Origin of the sequence: Chryseobacterium sp. Chry.R1 (genome assembly GCF_039645525.1) — a bacterium.
Taxonomy (GTDB): Bacteria; Bacteroidota; Bacteroidia; order Flavobacteriales; family Weeksellaceae; genus Chryseobacterium; species Chryseobacterium proteolyticum.
In genome coordinates this window covers 1,461,221-1,478,951 of sequence record NZ_CP151793.1, presented here as the reverse complement: position 1 = coordinate 1,478,951, position 17,731 = coordinate 1,461,221, and the positions used below count along the sequence as shown (strand labels likewise).

10 protein-coding genes are annotated in these 17,731 nt (G+C 37.2%); 8 read left to right on the top strand and 2 right to left on the bottom strand.

What is annotated here, in order from left to right:
* Nucleotides 1–34: 34 nt before the first annotated feature.
* The 8 genes from AAEU33_RS06860 (at nucleotide 35) to AAEU33_RS06825 (ending at nucleotide 12,672) form a co-directional block, all read left to right on the top strand.
* Complete coding sequence (locus AAEU33_RS06860) at nucleotides 35–3,175, top strand: SusC/RagA family TonB-linked outer membrane protein (RefSeq protein ID WP_306614865.1); 3,141 nt, start codon at nucleotides 35–37, stop codon at nucleotides 3,173–3,175.
* A gap of 21 nt (nucleotides 3,176–3,196) precedes the next feature.
* Nucleotides 3,197–4,672 carry a SusD/RagB family nutrient-binding outer membrane lipoprotein gene (locus tag AAEU33_RS06855; protein ID WP_345991619.1) on the top strand — a complete coding sequence of 492 codons (1,476 nt, stop codon included), beginning with the start codon at nucleotides 3,197–3,199 and terminating at the stop codon, nucleotides 4,670–4,672.
* Between the two features lie 81 nt (nucleotides 4,673–4,753).
* Nucleotides 4,754–7,102, top strand: a complete 2,349-nt coding sequence (locus AAEU33_RS06850) for a phospholipase C, phosphocholine-specific (RefSeq protein WP_345991617.1) — start codon at nucleotides 4,754–4,756, stop codon at nucleotides 7,100–7,102.
* 281 nt (nucleotides 7,103–7,383) lie between these two features.
* Nucleotides 7,384–7,962 carry a hypothetical protein gene (locus AAEU33_RS06845; RefSeq protein WP_172280963.1) on the top strand — a complete coding sequence of 193 codons (579 nt, stop codon included), beginning with the start codon at nucleotides 7,384–7,386 and terminating at the stop codon, nucleotides 7,960–7,962.
* A gap of 96 nt (nucleotides 7,963–8,058) precedes the next feature.
* Nucleotides 8,059–8,859, top strand: a complete 801-nt coding sequence (locus AAEU33_RS06840) for a DUF3324 domain-containing protein (protein ID WP_273649844.1) — start codon at nucleotides 8,059–8,061, stop codon at nucleotides 8,857–8,859.
* Nucleotides 8,852–11,608, top strand: coding sequence for a hypothetical protein (locus AAEU33_RS06835; protein WP_345991614.1), 2,757 nt, complete (start codon nucleotides 8,852–8,854; stop codon nucleotides 11,606–11,608). Before AAEU33_RS06840 ends, AAEU33_RS06835 begins: the two co-directional genes overlap by 8 nt.
* A complete protein-coding gene (locus AAEU33_RS06830) occupies nucleotides 11,605–12,135 on the top strand; it encodes a hypothetical protein (protein WP_345991612.1) in 531 nt (176 codons plus the stop codon). The genes AAEU33_RS06835 and AAEU33_RS06830 overlap by 4 nt, the downstream gene beginning before the upstream one ends.
* Before the next feature lie 21 nt (nucleotides 12,136–12,156).
* Nucleotides 12,157–12,672 (top strand): hypothetical protein, encoded by a 516-nt coding sequence (locus tag AAEU33_RS06825; RefSeq protein ID WP_228457001.1) that lies wholly within the window; start codon nucleotides 12,157–12,159, stop codon nucleotides 12,670–12,672.
* A 55-nt stretch (nucleotides 12,673–12,727) separates the two neighbouring features.
* On the opposite strand, the gene AAEU33_RS06820 is transcribed toward AAEU33_RS06825, so the two are convergent.
* Nucleotides 12,728–14,629 (bottom strand): SusD/RagB family nutrient-binding outer membrane lipoprotein, encoded by a 1,902-nt coding sequence (locus AAEU33_RS06820; RefSeq protein WP_345991610.1) that lies wholly within the window; start codon nucleotides 14,627–14,629, stop codon nucleotides 12,728–12,730.
* A 10-nt stretch (nucleotides 14,630–14,639) separates the two neighbouring features.
* Nucleotides 14,640–17,540, bottom strand: a complete 2,901-nt coding sequence (locus AAEU33_RS06815) for a SusC/RagA family TonB-linked outer membrane protein (protein WP_345991608.1) — start codon at nucleotides 17,538–17,540, stop codon at nucleotides 14,640–14,642.
* Nucleotides 17,541–17,731 lie beyond the last annotated feature (191 nt).

Genomic DNA, 17,731 nt, shown 5'->3' with positions numbered 1-17,731 from the left:
GTAACAATGCAGCGCTAAATTTGTCCTCAAAAAAATGAAGAAGACTTTAGCTACTTTTGCAATTTTTTTGCTCCCCCTATACCTAACTGCTCAAGAAGTCAACATTTCCGGAAATGTAAAATCCGAAAACGGCAATACAGTATCCGGTGTTAACATCACCGACAAAAACACTGGGAAAACAGCTATTACAGATGAAAATGGAAATTTCACCATTTCAGCAAATCCAAAAGATATTCTGGAGTTTTTCTCACCTGATTATTCATCCTACACTATAGAAGTTTCTTCGAGAAGACAATATTCCATTGTTCTAAAAAAAGTAAATGAAAAACAAATCGAAGGCGTTGTAATCACTGCCTTAGGGATTGCCAAAAAGAAAGAAAAAATCGGCTATTCCACACAGGAAGTGGGGACAAAACAATTTGAGTCCATCACCACTCCGAGTATCGGAAATTTATTCTCCGGCCAGGTTGCAGGATTGAATGTTTCTAATCCTACGGGAATGCAGCAGGCACCTCAATTTACATTAAGAGGAAATTCCAATCTGGTATTTGTCATAGATGGGGTTATTGTTGAAAAGGAAGTCTTTCAGAATCTGGATCCTAACAACATTGATAATATTAATGTATTAAAAGGGGCAACAGCTTCTGCATTATATGGTTCCAGAGGTAGATACGGAGCCGTTCTTATCACTACCAAAAGCGCTAAAAAGAAAGGATTTACAGTAGAGTTTTCCCAAAACACAATGATTACTTCCGGGTTTACCAATCTTCCGAAGACCCAGACTCAATATGGAAATGGTTCTCACGGAAAGTATGAATTCTGGGATGGAGCAGACGGAGGAGTGAATGACGGAGACATGATCTGGGGTCCGAAATTTGTTCCCGGACTAAAAATAGCGCAATGGAACAGTCCGATCAGGGACAAAGTTACAGGGCAGGTCATTCCGTGGTATGGAACCGTTGCAGGAAGTCAGTACAATGATAAATCAAGATATGAAAGGGTTCCTATTGATTGGGAATATCATGATAATTTAAAAACATTTCTAAAGCCAGCTGTCATAAACAACAACAGCTTTTCCGTAAGCTATAAAAATAATAAAGATATTTACAGGCTTTCCGGGAACTTCATGAACTATGACGACAGAATTCCCGAAGCTTATTTACAGCGTTATGGGATCAACTTCTCTTCAGAAAACCACCTGACGGACAAATTAATCTTTGATACAAAATTCAATTTCACCCAGACTTTTACCCCAAACATTCCCAATTACGATTATAACCCAAGTGGCCATATGTACACTATTCTTATCTGGATGGGAGGTGACGTAGACGGAAGGGATCTGAAAAACCACATGTGGGTGCCCGGAAAGGAAGGGACTTTACAAGCCAACTGGAATTACGCATGGTATAATAACCCGTGGTTTGGAGCCAACTATTACAAGAACAGAAACAGGACCAATGTTATTAACGCACAGACAGGTTTAGAGTATAAGGCAACGGAAGATTTCTCAATTAAAGGTAAGATATCTATTGTTGAAAACCATAATAAACAGGAAATATTAAGTCCTTATTCATATTTCAATTACAGTGCTCCACGAAGTGGCGGATACATTCTGAACGACACCAAAACCTGGAACCTCAACTCTGATGTTTTAGCAACTTATAAGAAAAAGATCTCTGAAAATTTCGATTTTGCCATCAATGCCGGGGCATCCACATTCTATTATAAAAATAATGTAGATAATGCCTCAACAGACGGTTTAAAGATTCCTGAACTGTACGAATTATCAAATTCCATCGGAGCTATAAAGTATTATGACTACCTTAAAGAAAAATTGATTTACAGTACATATGCAACTGTAGATATTGGATTGTATAATGCTTTTTTCATCAACGTTTCCGGACGTAATGACTGGTCTTCTACATTACCAAAAGCGAACAGGTCTTATTTTTATCCTTCTGCATCATTAAGCGCTGTGATTTCGAATCTTGTAAAAATGCCTGAAGCCATTAACCTTCTGAAATTATCTGCTTCCTGGGCGAAAGTGGCTTACGATTTCCAGCCCTACTCGATCAGAAACTATTATATGAATAACAATGGAATTACTTTTAATGGTAATCCAACCAATTATTATCCTACAACTTTAAATTATGAAAACTCACTAAAGCCTGAGCAGACTAAATCTTATGAACTAGGTCTTAGTGCCGGATTATTTAAAAATAGAATAACACTGGATGCAACATATTTCAGAACTTTGGATTACAATAATATCCTACAGTTTCCGAGTGCCGAATCTTCAGGTTTCAAATCTCAATATGTAAATGGTAATGAATATACTACAAAAGGAGTTGAAATCTCTTTAGGGCTGATACCTGTAAAGACAAAAGATTTTATGTGGAAATCTTTGATCAACTGGAGTAAGTATGAACAAAAACTAACATCTATTTATGACAACATGCCTAACTATAACAACATTAAGCTAGGTGAAAGAATGGATTCTTATTATGACTATACATGGCAAAAGTCTCCGGATGGAAAAGTAATCCTGAATGCAGAAACAGGAATGCCAACTAAAGCAACCACTCCTACGAATTTAGGACATTTCAATCCGGACTGGACGTTCGGCTTTAATAATACATTCAAATACAAAAAACTGAGTTTAAATATCGGTATTGACGGAAGTATAGGCGGAGTAATGAGATCTCAGGTGGTTGAGAAAATGTGGTGGGGAGGAAAACATCCGAATTCTGTGGCCTACAGAGATCAGGAATATGCAAATCCGGGAACTTATTATTTTATTCCTGACGGTGTCAATTATAATGCAGCTACCGGCACTTATACTCCGCACACAAAGCCTATCAGTTTTCAGGACTGGGCACAAAACTATCCTTATCAGGCAAGGGTGACACAGGATGAAAGTGAAGAATTCGCCAATGTCTTTGACAGGACCTTTATAAAGCTGAGATCTGTAGTTCTGGAATATGACTTCTCTTATTTGCTTAATCCAAAAGGATTTGTAAAAAACTTCACGGTAAATATATCCGGATATAATCTTGCGATGTGGAAAAAATCCAAAAATCTATACTCTGACCCTGATTTCCAGATAAAAACAGGAAATGATATCCAGGATCCATCGAGCAGATGGTTTGGAGTTGGATTCAACCTTAAATTTTAATTAAATAACATTTCAGTCAAAATGAAAAATATTATAAAATCATTAATTGTTATAGGAGCATTCGCCCTTACATCATGCGAAAGTAACCTTGATAAAATCAATGAAAATCCAAATGACCAGGCTACTATTGATCCTAAATCTCTTTTAACTTACGTTTCACAGTCTGCTTTCCAGGTAAATGGTGATAATATGTATGCTTCAAGGATGATGATCGGAATAGACGGAGAAAATGTTTATCAATACATGAAATGGAACGACTCATCTTTTGAGGTCTATTCCAATGGTCTTCTTAATACGGTTAAAATGATGCAGGAGGCTGAGAGAATCAATAATAAAAATTATATCGCGATCGGTAAATTTTTCAGGGCTTATTATTTTTTCAACTTAAGTTTAAAGTCCGGAAGCATCCCTTATTCTGAAGCAGTAAAAGGAGAGTCGGGAATTACCCAGCCTAAATATGATAGCCAGGAAGCCGTAATGTCCGGAATATTAACAGAATTAAAAGAGGCCAATGACCTTATTAACAGCAACGATAAGATAGAAGGTGATATTATTTATCAGGGAGATGCAACGAAGTGGAAAAAACTGATTAACTCTTTTCGTCTTAAGATTTTAATTACCCTTTCTAAAAAAACTACTGTAGGGAATTATAATATTGCCACAGAATTTGCCTCTATTGCAGGAAGCCAGCCTTTGATGTCTTCTATTACGGATAATGGAGAGCTTAAATTTGCAGATGCCGCTGACAGCAGATACACAATGTTTAATAACAGTGGTTATGGTTCAAGTTTGTATATGGCCGATTATTTTATTAATTTCTTTAAAAACAGACAGGATCCAAGACTATTCACATTTGCTGCCCAAACTACCGCAGCAAAAGAGGCAGGAAAACCTATTACTGATTTTACGGGATATAATGGAGGAAATCCGGTTTCCCCATATTCTGATAATGCTGCATTAGTAGCTGCAAAAAATATCTCCAAAATCAATGATCGGTTTTATAAAGATCCGACGAATGAACCTTCTTCGGTATTGAGTTATTCCGAGCTGGAATTTATTCTGGCAGAGGCCACTGCGAGAGGGTGGATTTCAGGATCTGCAAAAACACATTATGATAATGGGATTAAAGCAAGTTTCAGTTTTTATCAGACATATGTAAAAAATCCAAATCTTTATTTTTCAGGATTTAATGTGAATAATTATTTAGCTACTCCCTTAGTGGCATATGATAATTCCGCATCGTTATCCAGCCAACTGGAAAAAATTATGACCCAGAAGTACATGACGATGTTCCACCAGTCACAATGGACATCTTATTATGATTATCTGAGAACCGGCTATCCCAATTATCCTTTACAAACTGGGGTTGCTGCACCTTTACGGTTCCGATATCCTCAAAGTGAGTATAACTACAACAGTGTAAACCTGAAAGCCGCATTAGCAGCTCAATATGGAGGAACAGATAATATCAATTCCAAACCTTGGTGGTTACAATAAAACGCTAACATTTTTAATTTACTTGAAAGAAATCGCGGGAAATACTTTTATCTTGCGGTTTCTTTCTTATTTTATTTCAGCATGAACAGAAAAGAATTTTTACAGAAATCAGGTTTGTTACTGGCAGGTCTAGGAACTTCAAGTGTTTTGCACCCTTCCATTTTAAAAGCGCTCACAATAGAACCCGCTGCCTTGTCTACATTTTATGACGCCGAACATGTGGTTATTCTGATGCAGGAAAACCGCTCATTTGATCACGCCTTTGGATCATTGAAAGGGGTAAGAGGATTCCTTGATAAAAAAGCATTTGTAAAACAAGACGGACATTCTGTCTTTTTCCAGAAAGGAAATGATGGAAAGTATGCTGCACCTGCACGTTTAGATTTAAGAAATACAAAATCAACATGGATGAGCTCATTGCCTCATTCGTGGTCAGACCAACAGAAAGCTTTTAACAAAGGAAAATATGATCAATGGTTACAATTTAAGGCTTCTGGAAATAAAGATTATAAAAATATCCCACTGACATTGGGATATTATAATCGTGAAGACCTCCCCTTCTACTACCAGCTTGCGGATGCATTTACGGTATTCGATCAATATTTTTGTTCATCGCTTACCGGCACCACTCCGAACCGACTTTTTCATTGGTCAGGAACTCTTAGAGAGCAGCAAAACGGCAAAGTGAAAGCAAATGTTTACAATGAAAATATTGATTATGATAGTAACCGTCAGGCAAGATGGAAAAGTTTTCCGGAAATATTAGAAGAACAAAATGTTTCATGGAAAATATATCAGAATGAAATCAGCCTTCCTAAAGGAATGTCCGGAGAACAGGAAGCATGGCTGAGCAATTTTACAGATAATCCCATCGAATGGTTTTCAGCGTTCAACGTAAAATTCTCTAAAGGATATTACACGCATATTCCTTCTATTATCAGCTACTTACAGAAGGAAATAGAAAGAAATCCTAATCAGAAAGAAAGATTGGAAAAGCTTATTGCTGAACTGAAAGAAGATCAGGTAACATATCATCCTGATAACTATGCAAAATTGTCCCAAAAGCAAAAAGATCTTCACGAAAAAGCATTTACCAATAATTCGGGAGACCCTGATTTCTGGAATCTGGAAGCAGGAAATGATGAGCATGGAGAAAAACTGGTAGTTCCTAAAGGAGATGTATTATTTCAGTTCCGTAAGGACGTTGAAGAGAAAAAGCTTCCTTTGGTTTCTTGGCTGGTTGCTCCGGAGCACTTTTCGGACCATCCGGGATCACCATGGTATGGAGCGTGGTATATTTCTGAAGTTCTAAATATCTTGACGAAGGATCCTGAAACCTGGAAAAAAACCATTTTTATAATCAATTATGATGAAAATGACGGTTATTTTGATCATGTTTTACCGTTTTCTCCGCCACTAAATCCAAGTCAGCCGGTAGACATGAATGGAAAAGAAGGGGTAGAATATGTTAATAAAGATCAGGAATATATGCTGTCATCTCAATTGAGAGATTATGAACGTATTGAAGGAACAGTTGGACTTGGTTACAGGGTTCCGATGATCATTGCTTCCCCATGGACAAAAGGAGGTTTTGTAAATTCCGAGGTTTCGGATCATACTTCTGTATTACAGTTTCTTGAGAAATTCATCAGGAAAAAATTCAGTAAAGATGTCACCATAGACAATATCAGTGACTGGAGACGAGCCATTTGTGGAGATTTGACTTCTGCTTTTAATGATTCAAATGTGACGGTCCCAAAAATGGATTATCTGAATCAAAAAGAATATACCAAAACCATTAATGCAGCCAAGAATAAGCCTGTTCCTGATCTGAAATGGCATTCTGAACATGAGCTATCTCATGCATTACTGGAAATTCAGGAGAGAGGGATAAAGCCATCCAATGCACTCCCTTACAATTACCATGTTAATCTCGCAGATAACAGTATTAAAATGGAGAACCTGAAGGAGGCAGGAGTTCCATTATTAATCTACGACAGAACAAAGCTAGATGATCATGGTAATTATTATTTTTCCTATGCTTTATACTCAAAACAAACATTGTCACACGCTGTTTATCTGGATAATTATGATTATGAAGTTTTTGGACCCAATGGTTTCTTCAGGAAATTTAAAGGTCAGCAGAAACCGGAAGTAGAGATACAAATGCTTAATGATACGAAAAATAATGAAGCTCAATTGATATTTAAAAAGAAGAAAAATGGAAATATCATGATGGATATAGAAGACCTGTATGAAAAGACCCGTAAAAAAATTGCGCTTAGTAAAGATGAAGAAAAAAGAACCCTTAACCTGAAAAAGAACAAAGGCTGGTATGACATAAAAATAAGTTCATCCGATCACATCTGGCACTTTTCAGGAAGAGTAGAGACAGGAAAAGTTTCTATTTCTGATCCACATTGGGCATAATTTCAATTGAAATTTCAAAAAAATATACAAAAGTCTTACAGCATTGTGAGACTTTTTTTCTTTTTCATTTTCTCAAATATTGAATTATTTTTTAATCGGATATAAAAAAATTAGGCATTATTATTAATAACAACAATCAAATAGTTCTCTATTTTGTGATAAAAATTCATTATGTTTCGCATTAGAAATGAGGAGGTAAGGAGTCATAAAAAAGATAAAATCTTTTATACTTTCTCTTTATTTTATTAACTTCACTTGAAAATTAATAATAACTAACTACCATGAAAAAATTCACACTTCCATTATCATTATCTTTAGTTGCGTTGGCCATTTCAGCCCATGTAAACGCACAAGATACCAACACCGACAATCACACCATTACGATTTCCGTTCCGGAAGTTGCGCTTGTTGATATTGAACCTGCGGCTACCAAAAATATTACTTTAGGATTTACAGCTCCTACAGAAGCTGGACAACCTATTGTTGCAAGCCCTGCCAATACAACACTTTGGCTTAACTACTCTTCAATAAAATCAGTTGCAGATCCATCCCGTAATGTTACCGTTCGATTAAATGCTTTAGTTCCCGGGATAGACATTCATGTTACCGCAGCAGCGGCAACAGGTGCTGGTGCGGGAACATTAGGAACGCCATCAGCTCTGATTACATTAAGTGCAGCAGACCAGACAATTATCTCTGGGATCGGAAGTGCTTATACCGGAAATGGAGCTAATAACGGCCATAATCTTACGTATGCCCTTGCAGCAGGCAGTGGACCTGGCGGAGTTGCAGCTTACGCTGATCTACAAGCTACAGCGACAACTGTTGCTACTGTAACTTATACTATTTCGGACAATTAATATCTGAAAATACATATTTGAATAAGAAGAAATCGCTTTGTCAGTTTCTTCTTGTTCATCTATTGCATGATCTTCAACTTAAAATTTTTAATAAGAATGACAAAGCGAATCTTTCTTCTTACTTTCCTGATCTTACCTTACCTATTTTTGCATGCCGGTATCGTTGTGCTTAATGGGCTTTCGCATAATTACAAGGTAGAAAACGGACAGATTTACAAAGGAAAAATAGCCTTGCAAAACACCGGTGACAAACCTCAAAATGTGAAAATATTTTTACAGGACTTCAGTTACCAGTCAAATGGTTCTATCTACTATACAACTCCGCATACGAATGAAAGGACCAATACGGATTGGATAAGGCTTAATACAACCTTTCTTACTTTAAAGGCTAAGGAAAAAACAGAGGTCTTTTATGAAATTACCGTTCCTAATCAATTAAATTCTCCCGGTAGTTACTGGAGTGTTGTCATCGTTGAACCTGTAGATGAAATAAAACCGAGTGATAGTAAGCAGGGAATTAATATTACTTCTGTTGTAAGGTATGCCATCCAGATCATAACTGATTTTGATTCCGAAAAGGTAAAACCAGATCTAAAGTTTGAAAATATTAAAGTTGAAAAAGAAGAGGGCAGACAAATATTAAAAATTGCCATCGCAAACCAAGGAGCAATCTATTGCAGATCAACGGCTTCCGTTGAGATATACAACCGAAAGAATGGTGAGAAAATAGGTACATTTTCATCACAGGCAATGGGACTATTACCGCAAACCTCCAAATCCTTTCCTATTGATATCAGTAAAATGCCTCCCGATAAATATACTGCAGTCATCATTGCAACAGATGAAGATGAAAACGCATTTGCTATCAATGTGGAACTAGAAGTAAAAAATGACTAGAAATTGGGCCTTATATCTTTTCATACTATTCCCAGTACTTATTTTTTCACAAAAACAATCCAGAGAAATTGTCAATAAAAAAGATAGTATACTACCGGGAACGGCTTCTTCTATTTCTTTTTCCCTGGAAAATACGACTTCTCAGAATAAGGTTTATGATATTGTCATTGAAACTTCAAATCAATACATTATTCCCATTTTAAAGAAGAATCAAGTTTCAATTGCAGGCGACGAAACTTACCTATATTTGGTTCCATTGCGTATAGCCACAGAAACACCGCAGGGAAAATATACCATAACATTACGAGGTTTGGGAAGTGATAAAACCGATCAATTTATTAAAACGGCAGAAATAAATGTTCTCCCGGTCAGAAAGCTTTCAGTAACGGCAATCAATTCTCCGGAATTCGTAAAAGCAGGTGAAACCATCACCTCTTCTTTTCTACTTAAAAACAGTGGAAATGTTACTGAAAAACTGATCCTGGAAAGTAAAAATGCCGTGGTAAATCACGATGCAACTCTCCTTTTACCTCCAGGCGAAGCAAAAGTAATCAACATCAGTAAGGTCACAAATCCAGATCTGGGTAAAAATGAATATCAAAATCTTAACCTGTCCGTGTATTCAGTGGATCATCCGGCAGAAACCCAAACGGCTTACAGCAGTACGAAAATTATTTCTGTTAAACCTGATGAAGATGATATATACCATCGTTTACCGGTTTCCGCCTCGATGGCTTTTATTGGAATGAAAAACAGAGGAGAATACCACGATGGCTTCCAGGGTGAATTGTATGGTAAAGGAACGCTGGATAAAGAAAATAAAGGGACATTGGAATTTCACGCTGTAACTTCCAACCCGGTTGAATTCAATTCCTTCACCCAATATGAGGAGTATTTTATTAACTACAGACGGGATGAATTTTTCGTTCATCTGGGAGACAAGACCTATTCTTCCTCTTATCTTACCGAGTATGCACGATATGGCCGTGGAGCTGAAATTCGTTATAATTTCAAAAAGGTCAGTATCGGAGGATTTTACAATCACCCTAGATTTTTCCGGGATATCAAAGATGAATTCAATGTATATTCCACATTCAGGCTTCATAAAGAATCTGAAATTACAGCAGGTTATTTGTACAAGATTCCAAGACCCGGTGAAACAAGTTTAAGTTTCAGTGGTCTGAGATTAGATTCTAACGCTCACCTTCCCTATGCTACCGGAAAATTCAAACTGAATAAAAATCTTGATGTTTCCGGTGAAGTAGCCTATAGCAAAACAGATCGAATGGAAGGAAATGCCTACATGGTTCAGCTTCTTGCCAGCTACACGAAAATCAATGGAAATCTGATGTATATGAAATCAAGTCCTGATTTTGCAGGATATTTCAGCAATACAAGCACATTTAACGGTAACATCCAGTATAAGATCTCCTCCAGGCTCAATGCATTTGCCAATTATGTTCAGGATGCCCGAAATTTTCAAAGAGATACTTTGTTTTTAGCAGCTCCTTACAGAAATTATTTTCAATATGGAATAAGCTACAGGTATCTCAAAAATGGTTCTATCATGCTATACAACGGATATCAGAAATATAAAGATCGTCTTGAACCGAGACAGTTTGACTATTATGAAAGATTCGTAAGGGTAAGTATTGATCAGCAGATTGGTATTTTTCAGGTCAATCTTCAGGGGCAATTTGGAAAGACAGATAATTACCTGAGTGGATTTACGGGAAATTCCAGCTTTTACACTGTAAATCTGGCTTTTGAAAAGGTGAAAACCTCCTTCAATGTATTTGGAAGTTACGCAATAACTTCCCGGTATCAGTTACAAGACCAGGAACAGATATACTATGGTGCCCGTGTCATAAGTAGATTTTCACCGAAAACAAATCTTAGTATTTTCTATCAGAATAACTATATCCCTGAAGAATATTTTAATGACCGCAACCTTTTTGAGGTCTTATTTCATCAGCAGATTTTTCCGGGCCATGAATTTGATGTATCAGGTAGATATGCTTTGCAGAGAGGACAATTAGGAAACAAAGATTTTATTTTTTCATTACGATACACCTGGCGTCTGAATATGCCGGTACAAAAAACTGCAGAGTACACAACACTATCTGGAAATATCGGAAATCTGGGAGTTAAAAAAGTGGAGGGCATAAGACTTACTATGGGAAATCATTTATCCATTACAGATAAAAACGGAAATTTCATTTTTAAAAATATAAATCCGGGAGACTATATTTTAGAAATCGACCGTTCAACCACTGACATTAATGATATTCCGGATATCAGCCTTCCTGCTACCGTATTGTTAACAAATAAAGAGAATATATTTAATTTTGGTTTAACCACTGCTGCCGCTATTCAGGGAGTTATTCAATTTAAGGAAACTACGGATCCCAATCAGCTCAGTTTTGCTCAGTTCCAGCTTAAGAAAGAGAAAAAAAGAAAAGAAAGCATCATTATTGAAGCTTCCAATGGAGACCAGACCTATCGTAAAATAGCTTATATAGGAGAAAATTTCGATTTCACCTATTTACGCCCGGGAGATTGGGATATTAAGTTGTATAGAAATGGCCTTGACAAACGCTACAAAATATCAATGGATGCCTTTCATTTTACCTTACATCCTTCTGAAACAAAATCCCTTGTTATTGATGTCGTAAAGCAGCAAACCGAAATTAAGTATCAAAAAGAAAGCATAAAAGTAGGATATAATACCATAAAAAAACAAAAATGAGATCACTATCAACCTTATTTTATGTGATATTTATTTCAATAATTTCAATATCTGGCAAAGCTTTTTCGCAGATCTCAGTTGCTGCGACGTTACCTATTGTAACATTATTGGATATCGAACCTGCAGGAAACATCACATTAAGTTTTGCAGCCCCTACTGAAGCAGGCCTGCCTTTGGTAAATCCAGCAGTAAATACAACAAAATGGATCAACTATACTTCGGCCATCGCTGCTGGTGGCCTCACAAGGAGAGTCACTGCATCTGTTAACCAGGTAATTCCCGGAATCAATATAAGGTTACAAGCTGCTACTGCATCCGGCTCGGGTGGAGGCACATTGGGTACTCCAGCTGCACAGGTAACCTTAACCACAACAGCAGTTAATATCATTACAGGCATAGGAGGTGCATTTACCGGAAACGGAGCTAACAATGGACACAGACTAAGCATTAGCTTAGTTCCCAGTACTTATGGAAACATAACGAGTACCAATACTCCGGTAGTCATTACCTATACCATCACCGAATAAAAAAAAGAAATGGAATACAATATGAATTTTTTAAAGAAAGGAAAGCACGCTATAAGTAGTCTGTGTGTTTTTTTATTAATCATATTGACGGGCTCTGCTCATGCACAATCTTTAACGGTAGGTGGCAGCAACTGGACCGTAAGCATCCCTCCTATCACTGAAGCAGGAACAAATTATGCCGGAACGTATGAAAGTGCAACCAATCAAATTCTTCTGGCTGCAAGTGTCCCTTTATTACTTGGTACGGCTAAGGTAACGGTACGCTATATACCGGATCCCACATGGAATAATTCTCTGGTTTTAAATATAAGGAGAACAGGTAACGGAACCACAGTTTGCGTATTATGCTCCATCACCGGAGGTACAACTTACCAGGCTATTACCCAAGCTGATCTTGAATTATTCAGAATTACTGCTGTATTAGCTCTTGCCTCATATAGCAATATTCCTCTTCAATTGGAATTAACGGGAGTATCTGTAACAATTCCGGCTGCAACTTATAACGCAAGGATAGTTTTTACAATAGGACCGATATAATTCAAATAAAAATCCCTGCTCAAGGTCTGAACAGGGATAAAAAGAATTATTTTTATTAGTGTTTTGCCCACCATAGCGGAGTCAGTATAGCATCTTCTGCCCCTAAAAGCTGTACAGCTTTCTGATAGCCATCGGGATCCGAATTACGGAAGCTGCTTGGATACCTTAGTCTCTGAGGAAAATTCTTAATTGAATTCGTCATATAATTACCTGTTGTAATAGCTGGTAAGTTAACTAAGGGAGTTTCCACAGCCGGATTTTCAAAAAACGGCAATCCCAGCCTTCGGTGGTCATTCCATGATTCAAGCGGAAGCCACGGCATGTTAGCCAAATACTTTTGCGTAATGATTTTAGTTAATTTATCATTTTTAAATGCTCCATTTCTGTAGATCGTATTGACTGGATAGTTAACAGAGACTGAGACCAAATTATTGGTCGCCGGATCTTTGTACTTCATTGTGTGTGTTGCTCCAGGTTCCGAAATATGATTGTATGCAACAGAAGTTCCGTCACGGTTATAATGGGTAGAAGCAATATACTGACCGTAAAATTGAGAAACCCCATTATAAGTAAAGCTATCCTGGATCCCTTTGTTATAGGCGGCTTCATCGCTCATTGGAGTTGACCATCCTTTCAAAGCAGCTTCTGCAATCAGGAAATAAGATTCCCAGCTCGCAAAAAACATCCTGGAATTAGCGCTTTCCCTGTATTGCTTACCCAACGCCGGTGCACGGCCAATTAATCCTCGTAATCCATTCCTTTGTCCTTTTTCGGCCCAGTTTCCAATAGTAAATGCATTCCAGGTATTGACTGCATTTACAGTAATGGTCGTATTATCTGAAAATTTCAGTTCTCCATAATTGGTTTTCGCATCGTTGGTATAAGTAGGATAAAGAGAATAAATAGGATTGTTGAAATCACCGGGAATGTAAAATGTTTTGTATGCCCTAGGATCCATTTTGTTCGGAATTCCATCCAGCCAATATCCTGCGGATGGATCATTAGTAAGTTTTGTGAACTGCTCATCATATCTTATTCCAATATAATCTTCGTCCCGTATTGCACTATGCTTATCAGCGCTAAGTTGATCTGCAGAATTTATACCTCCTAATCCAACATATAGATTGTTAAGAGTAGCAGATAATAACTGTGAATTCCATTCACGCGACATCACACCGGTAAGAGCATCCCATCCCGGTTTTTCCGCGACACTAAAATTTTCGGTACTTACGCTTATAAAATTATTAGTTGCCACAGCCGCCTCAAATTCTGATTTTGCCTTAACCGGATCTACTTCAGAAATTCTCATTGCTATTCTCATGCGAAGCGAATTGGCATATTTAACCCATAAATTCCATTTTAATTTATAGGCAAGATCATATTTTGAGATATTGTCCGCAGGCACCGGCTGATTAAGATCGATTTTGCCCACAGCATCTTTTAATTCCTCCAGGATATAGTAATATACTTCTTTTTCAGAATTAAAATCAGGATTAACTGCCTGAAATGCCTGGATCGGCTGAGGTCCGAAATTATCCGAAAACTCACTCATTAGATAGGCTCTCCATATACGGGCAACCTGAATCAAATTGTCATAATGAGGCAGCCCCTGACCCTTAGCTTTCTTTTCATTGGCAATTTGAATCGTAGCATTGGCATTATTCAGCCATTGTGAGATATACTTCCAATATTCCACACTCCATGCATCATTATCCGTACCGCCGGCTATACCCGTACTGAGATGCTGCCTTGCTGCTGTTTTCCAGTATAACACAAAAACTCTTTCTGCAATATTGGGATCTTGCTGTGCTCCTAAGATTGAACTGTTTAAAAAATATTCAGGCTGCACCTGATCAATATTGGCAGATAACGGATCTGTATTAATTTCTTCAAAATCTTTACATCCTGAAAATGCTACAAAAATTAATACGAGAAGTGTAATTATATATTTTTTCATGGGTATTGTATTAAAATCCTAAGGTTATGGTAAATAAATATGATCTCATGGTCGGAAAGGCAAGGTTTTCAAAACCTACCGCATTTGAACTTATAGCAAACACTGATTCGGGGTCAATTCCCTTTGCCTTACTATAGATCATCCAAACATTATTTGCTGTGAATGCCACTTTAGCGCTTTTTATCACAAACTTTTCAAACATTGTCTTTGGAAAGTTATAAGAAACCTGAATATTTCTTAGTCGTATGTTCGTTGCATCATAAATATTCTGTTCTGTAATACCTAAATTTCCTGTGGTAACCGCTTCCCAGTAATTCTGCTGTGTAATCTCTTTAGTGTTGGCTGTAAAGCCTCCATTATTTCCGGCAACGACTCCGTCCACTACAAAATTATCGCGTTTTCCGCCAGGTGCAGTATCTTTCGCTAAACCTGATTTTTGCAATGCTAATTGGGTTCCTGAGAAAAATTCTCCACCGATACGCCCGTCAATCTGAAAGGAAAGACCAAAATTTTTGTAAACAAAACTATTGGTAAAACCAAATAATGCTTTAGGAGACTGATTTCCCAAATAGAAAAGACCGGTTTCCTTTTGAGGCGCACCATTTCCATCTACGATCAGTTTACCAAAATAAGGACTGCTCGCATCTTCAACCCTCTTAAATTTGGAGCCGTATATAGCACCATATCTTCTTCCAACCTCTGCGAATATGCTTACATCATCAAATCCGCCAAGCGAATATTTAGTAACCTCTCCATCGATCTTATCAATTCTGCTTGTCATTTGGGAAAAATTGACATTCGTATTCCACGTAAAATCCTGTTTTTTAACAATATCCGTATTGAATACTACTTCAATTCCCTGATTCTGCAGACCTCCTGCATTGATCTTTTTTTTCTCATACCCTGAAAGAGGATTCATTGGCAGGTTGATCAGCTGATCAGTTGCTTTGGTATTGTAATAACTGACATCCAGTGAAATCCGGTTAAATAATCGCAGATCCAGACCAACTTCAAATGTTTTAAGTTTTTCATTCCTTAAGTTCGGATCATATAAAATCTTTTTCCGATCTGCTGTTACGTTTCCGTTAGGATCTTTTTTAACTTCAAAAGTATTGTAAAGTTCATAGGCTTCCAGCGAGTTCCCAGTTACAGCATAAGAAGCTCTTACTTTAGCAAAAGATAAAAATTTGAGCTTAGTCCCGTTTATTTTTGCAAGCATATCGGTAATAACCAATGAAGTACTTATAGAAGGATAAAAATAAGACCGGTTTTCTACCGTAAGCGTTGATGACCAATCATTCCTTGCTGTAGCATTAATAAACCAATATCCATCATAATTTATCTCTGCCGCTGCAAAAGCTGAGTTGATTTTTTTATTTAAAATAACTTCCCGTATGTCAGGATTACCTACAGAATTATTGATATTAAAAAAGTTGGGAGAAGTCAGATTGGGAGCTGAAAGATAGATCGCATTTGTCCTTGTTTCCATCATTTGTCCATATATCGATAAGGAACCACCCCATTTTCCAATAATATTGTCCTTTTTGGCATTCAAACTCGTTATATAATTATTCTCATAAAACTTTTCCTGGCTTGTATTATAAGAATTATTCAGCCTGGATCCCGTCCATGTTTTCGCATTGGCATCCAAGGAATAAAAGTCCGTTCCTAAGCGAACATCCGCACTCAGCCAGTCATTGAATTGATATTTAAGATAACCACTTAGCAAGAAGCGGTCTTTTTTATCTTCGTTCAACCTATTGTAAGAAGCCCAATAAGGATTAACTCCGTTATTTGTTATCCATCTCTGCGTAACGTTATTCTCGGTCATTCCTTCTTTGTAATCTCTTATATCAATATTTCTCGGCATTAATAAGACACTACCATAAGTATTATTATCCAAACCTCCGTTAGGACGATTATTTGCTTTAGTACTTATATACTGGATTTTCACATCAGCGGTCCATCTCTTTTGTGCCCCGAAATTAGAATTCATTTTAGCCATAAAATTCCACCTTTCATACTTCGAGTTGGGAACCTGGCTATTGTCGTATAAATAATTTCCGGAAGTATATAAGTTTGTTCCCTCGCCCAGGTTTTCCTGAAAACTTATTGTATGTTGGACACTCGTACCTGTCCTGAAAAAACCTTTGAGGTTATCATAGACTTTCATATCTGTTCCATCGATCTGAGGTCCCCAGCTGTTTGTATTATCAAGATTACTTGGCAGATTTGGAAGTCCGTTGCTTCCCTGAGCAAAGTTATTTTGCAAGTCGGGCTTCATAAATATCTTTTCAAAACCTAAACTTGTGGAGTACGTGATGCCTACTCCTCCTTTCTTTTTGCCGGATTTCGTTGTGATGAGAATAACCCCGTTTCCAGCTCTTGCTCCGTATAATGCCGATGCAGCTCCTCCTTTAAGAACAGAAATAGTTTCGATATCGTCAGGGTTAATATCACTTAAACCATTTCCCATATCAGTATCCGGGTTCCACAAATCATTATTCTTTGCCCCGTCCTGGCTCCTGCCTTTTACTCCGGCTGAATTATTAATGGGAATACCATCCACGACAATTAAAGGCTGGCTATCTCCTTCAAAGGAATTGAATCCCCTGATATTGATTCTGGAAGATGAAGCCGGTCCAAATCCGCCCTTTACAACCTGAAGTCCCGCCACCTTACCTGTTAGTGCATTGGTGACATTGTTTTCCTTAGCGTCTACTAAAGCCTGTCCTTTAACATCCTGGAAAGAATATCCCAAAGATTTCTTCTCTTTTTTCACACCATATGCAGTAACAACTACTTCATCAATTTTTGAAGTTTTAATTGAATCTGTAGATTGTGCATAAAGTCCATTGAAACAAAAGAATGCAGATTGTAGTAGACCAATCCTAAATAGTGTTTTATTCATATTATATTAATGTGATGTGACACAAACATAATATTTTAATACTATTTAACAAAGTAGCAAAATCTAAAAAGAGGAATTAATGTATAAATTTGAATCTAACACATTTATATTCAAATCAAAAAAATGACGGCAAAATAAAATATCCCACTATATTTTAACCGTAATATCGTGTTTCTGTTGCATTACAACAA

Coding starts and splice junctions, on each gene's coding strand:
- AAEU33_RS06845 (WP_172280963.1), top strand. CDS start 7,384: ATGAAAAAATTCACACTTCCATTATCATTATCTTTAGTTGCGTTGGCC.
- AAEU33_RS06860 (WP_306614865.1), top strand. CDS start 35: ATGAAGAAGACTTTAGCTACTTTTGCAATTTTTTTGCTCCCCCTATAC.
- AAEU33_RS06820 (WP_345991610.1), bottom strand. CDS start 14,629: ATGAAAAAATATATAATTACACTTCTCGTATTAATTTTTGTAGCATTT.
- AAEU33_RS06855 (WP_345991619.1), top strand. CDS start 3,197: ATGAAAAATATTATAAAATCATTAATTGTTATAGGAGCATTCGCCCTT.
- AAEU33_RS06815 (WP_345991608.1), bottom strand. CDS start 17,540: ATGAATAAAACACTATTTAGGATTGGTCTACTACAATCTGCATTCTTT.
- AAEU33_RS06840 (WP_273649844.1), top strand. CDS start 8,059: ATGACAAAGCGAATCTTTCTTCTTACTTTCCTGATCTTACCTTACCTA.
- AAEU33_RS06835 (WP_345991614.1), top strand. CDS start 8,852: ATGACTAGAAATTGGGCCTTATATCTTTTCATACTATTCCCAGTACTT.
- AAEU33_RS06825 (WP_228457001.1), top strand. CDS start 12,157: ATGAATTTTTTAAAGAAAGGAAAGCACGCTATAAGTAGTCTGTGTGTT.
- AAEU33_RS06850 (WP_345991617.1), top strand. CDS start 4,754: ATGAACAGAAAAGAATTTTTACAGAAATCAGGTTTGTTACTGGCAGGT.
- AAEU33_RS06830 (WP_345991612.1), top strand. CDS start 11,605: ATGAGATCACTATCAACCTTATTTTATGTGATATTTATTTCAATAATT.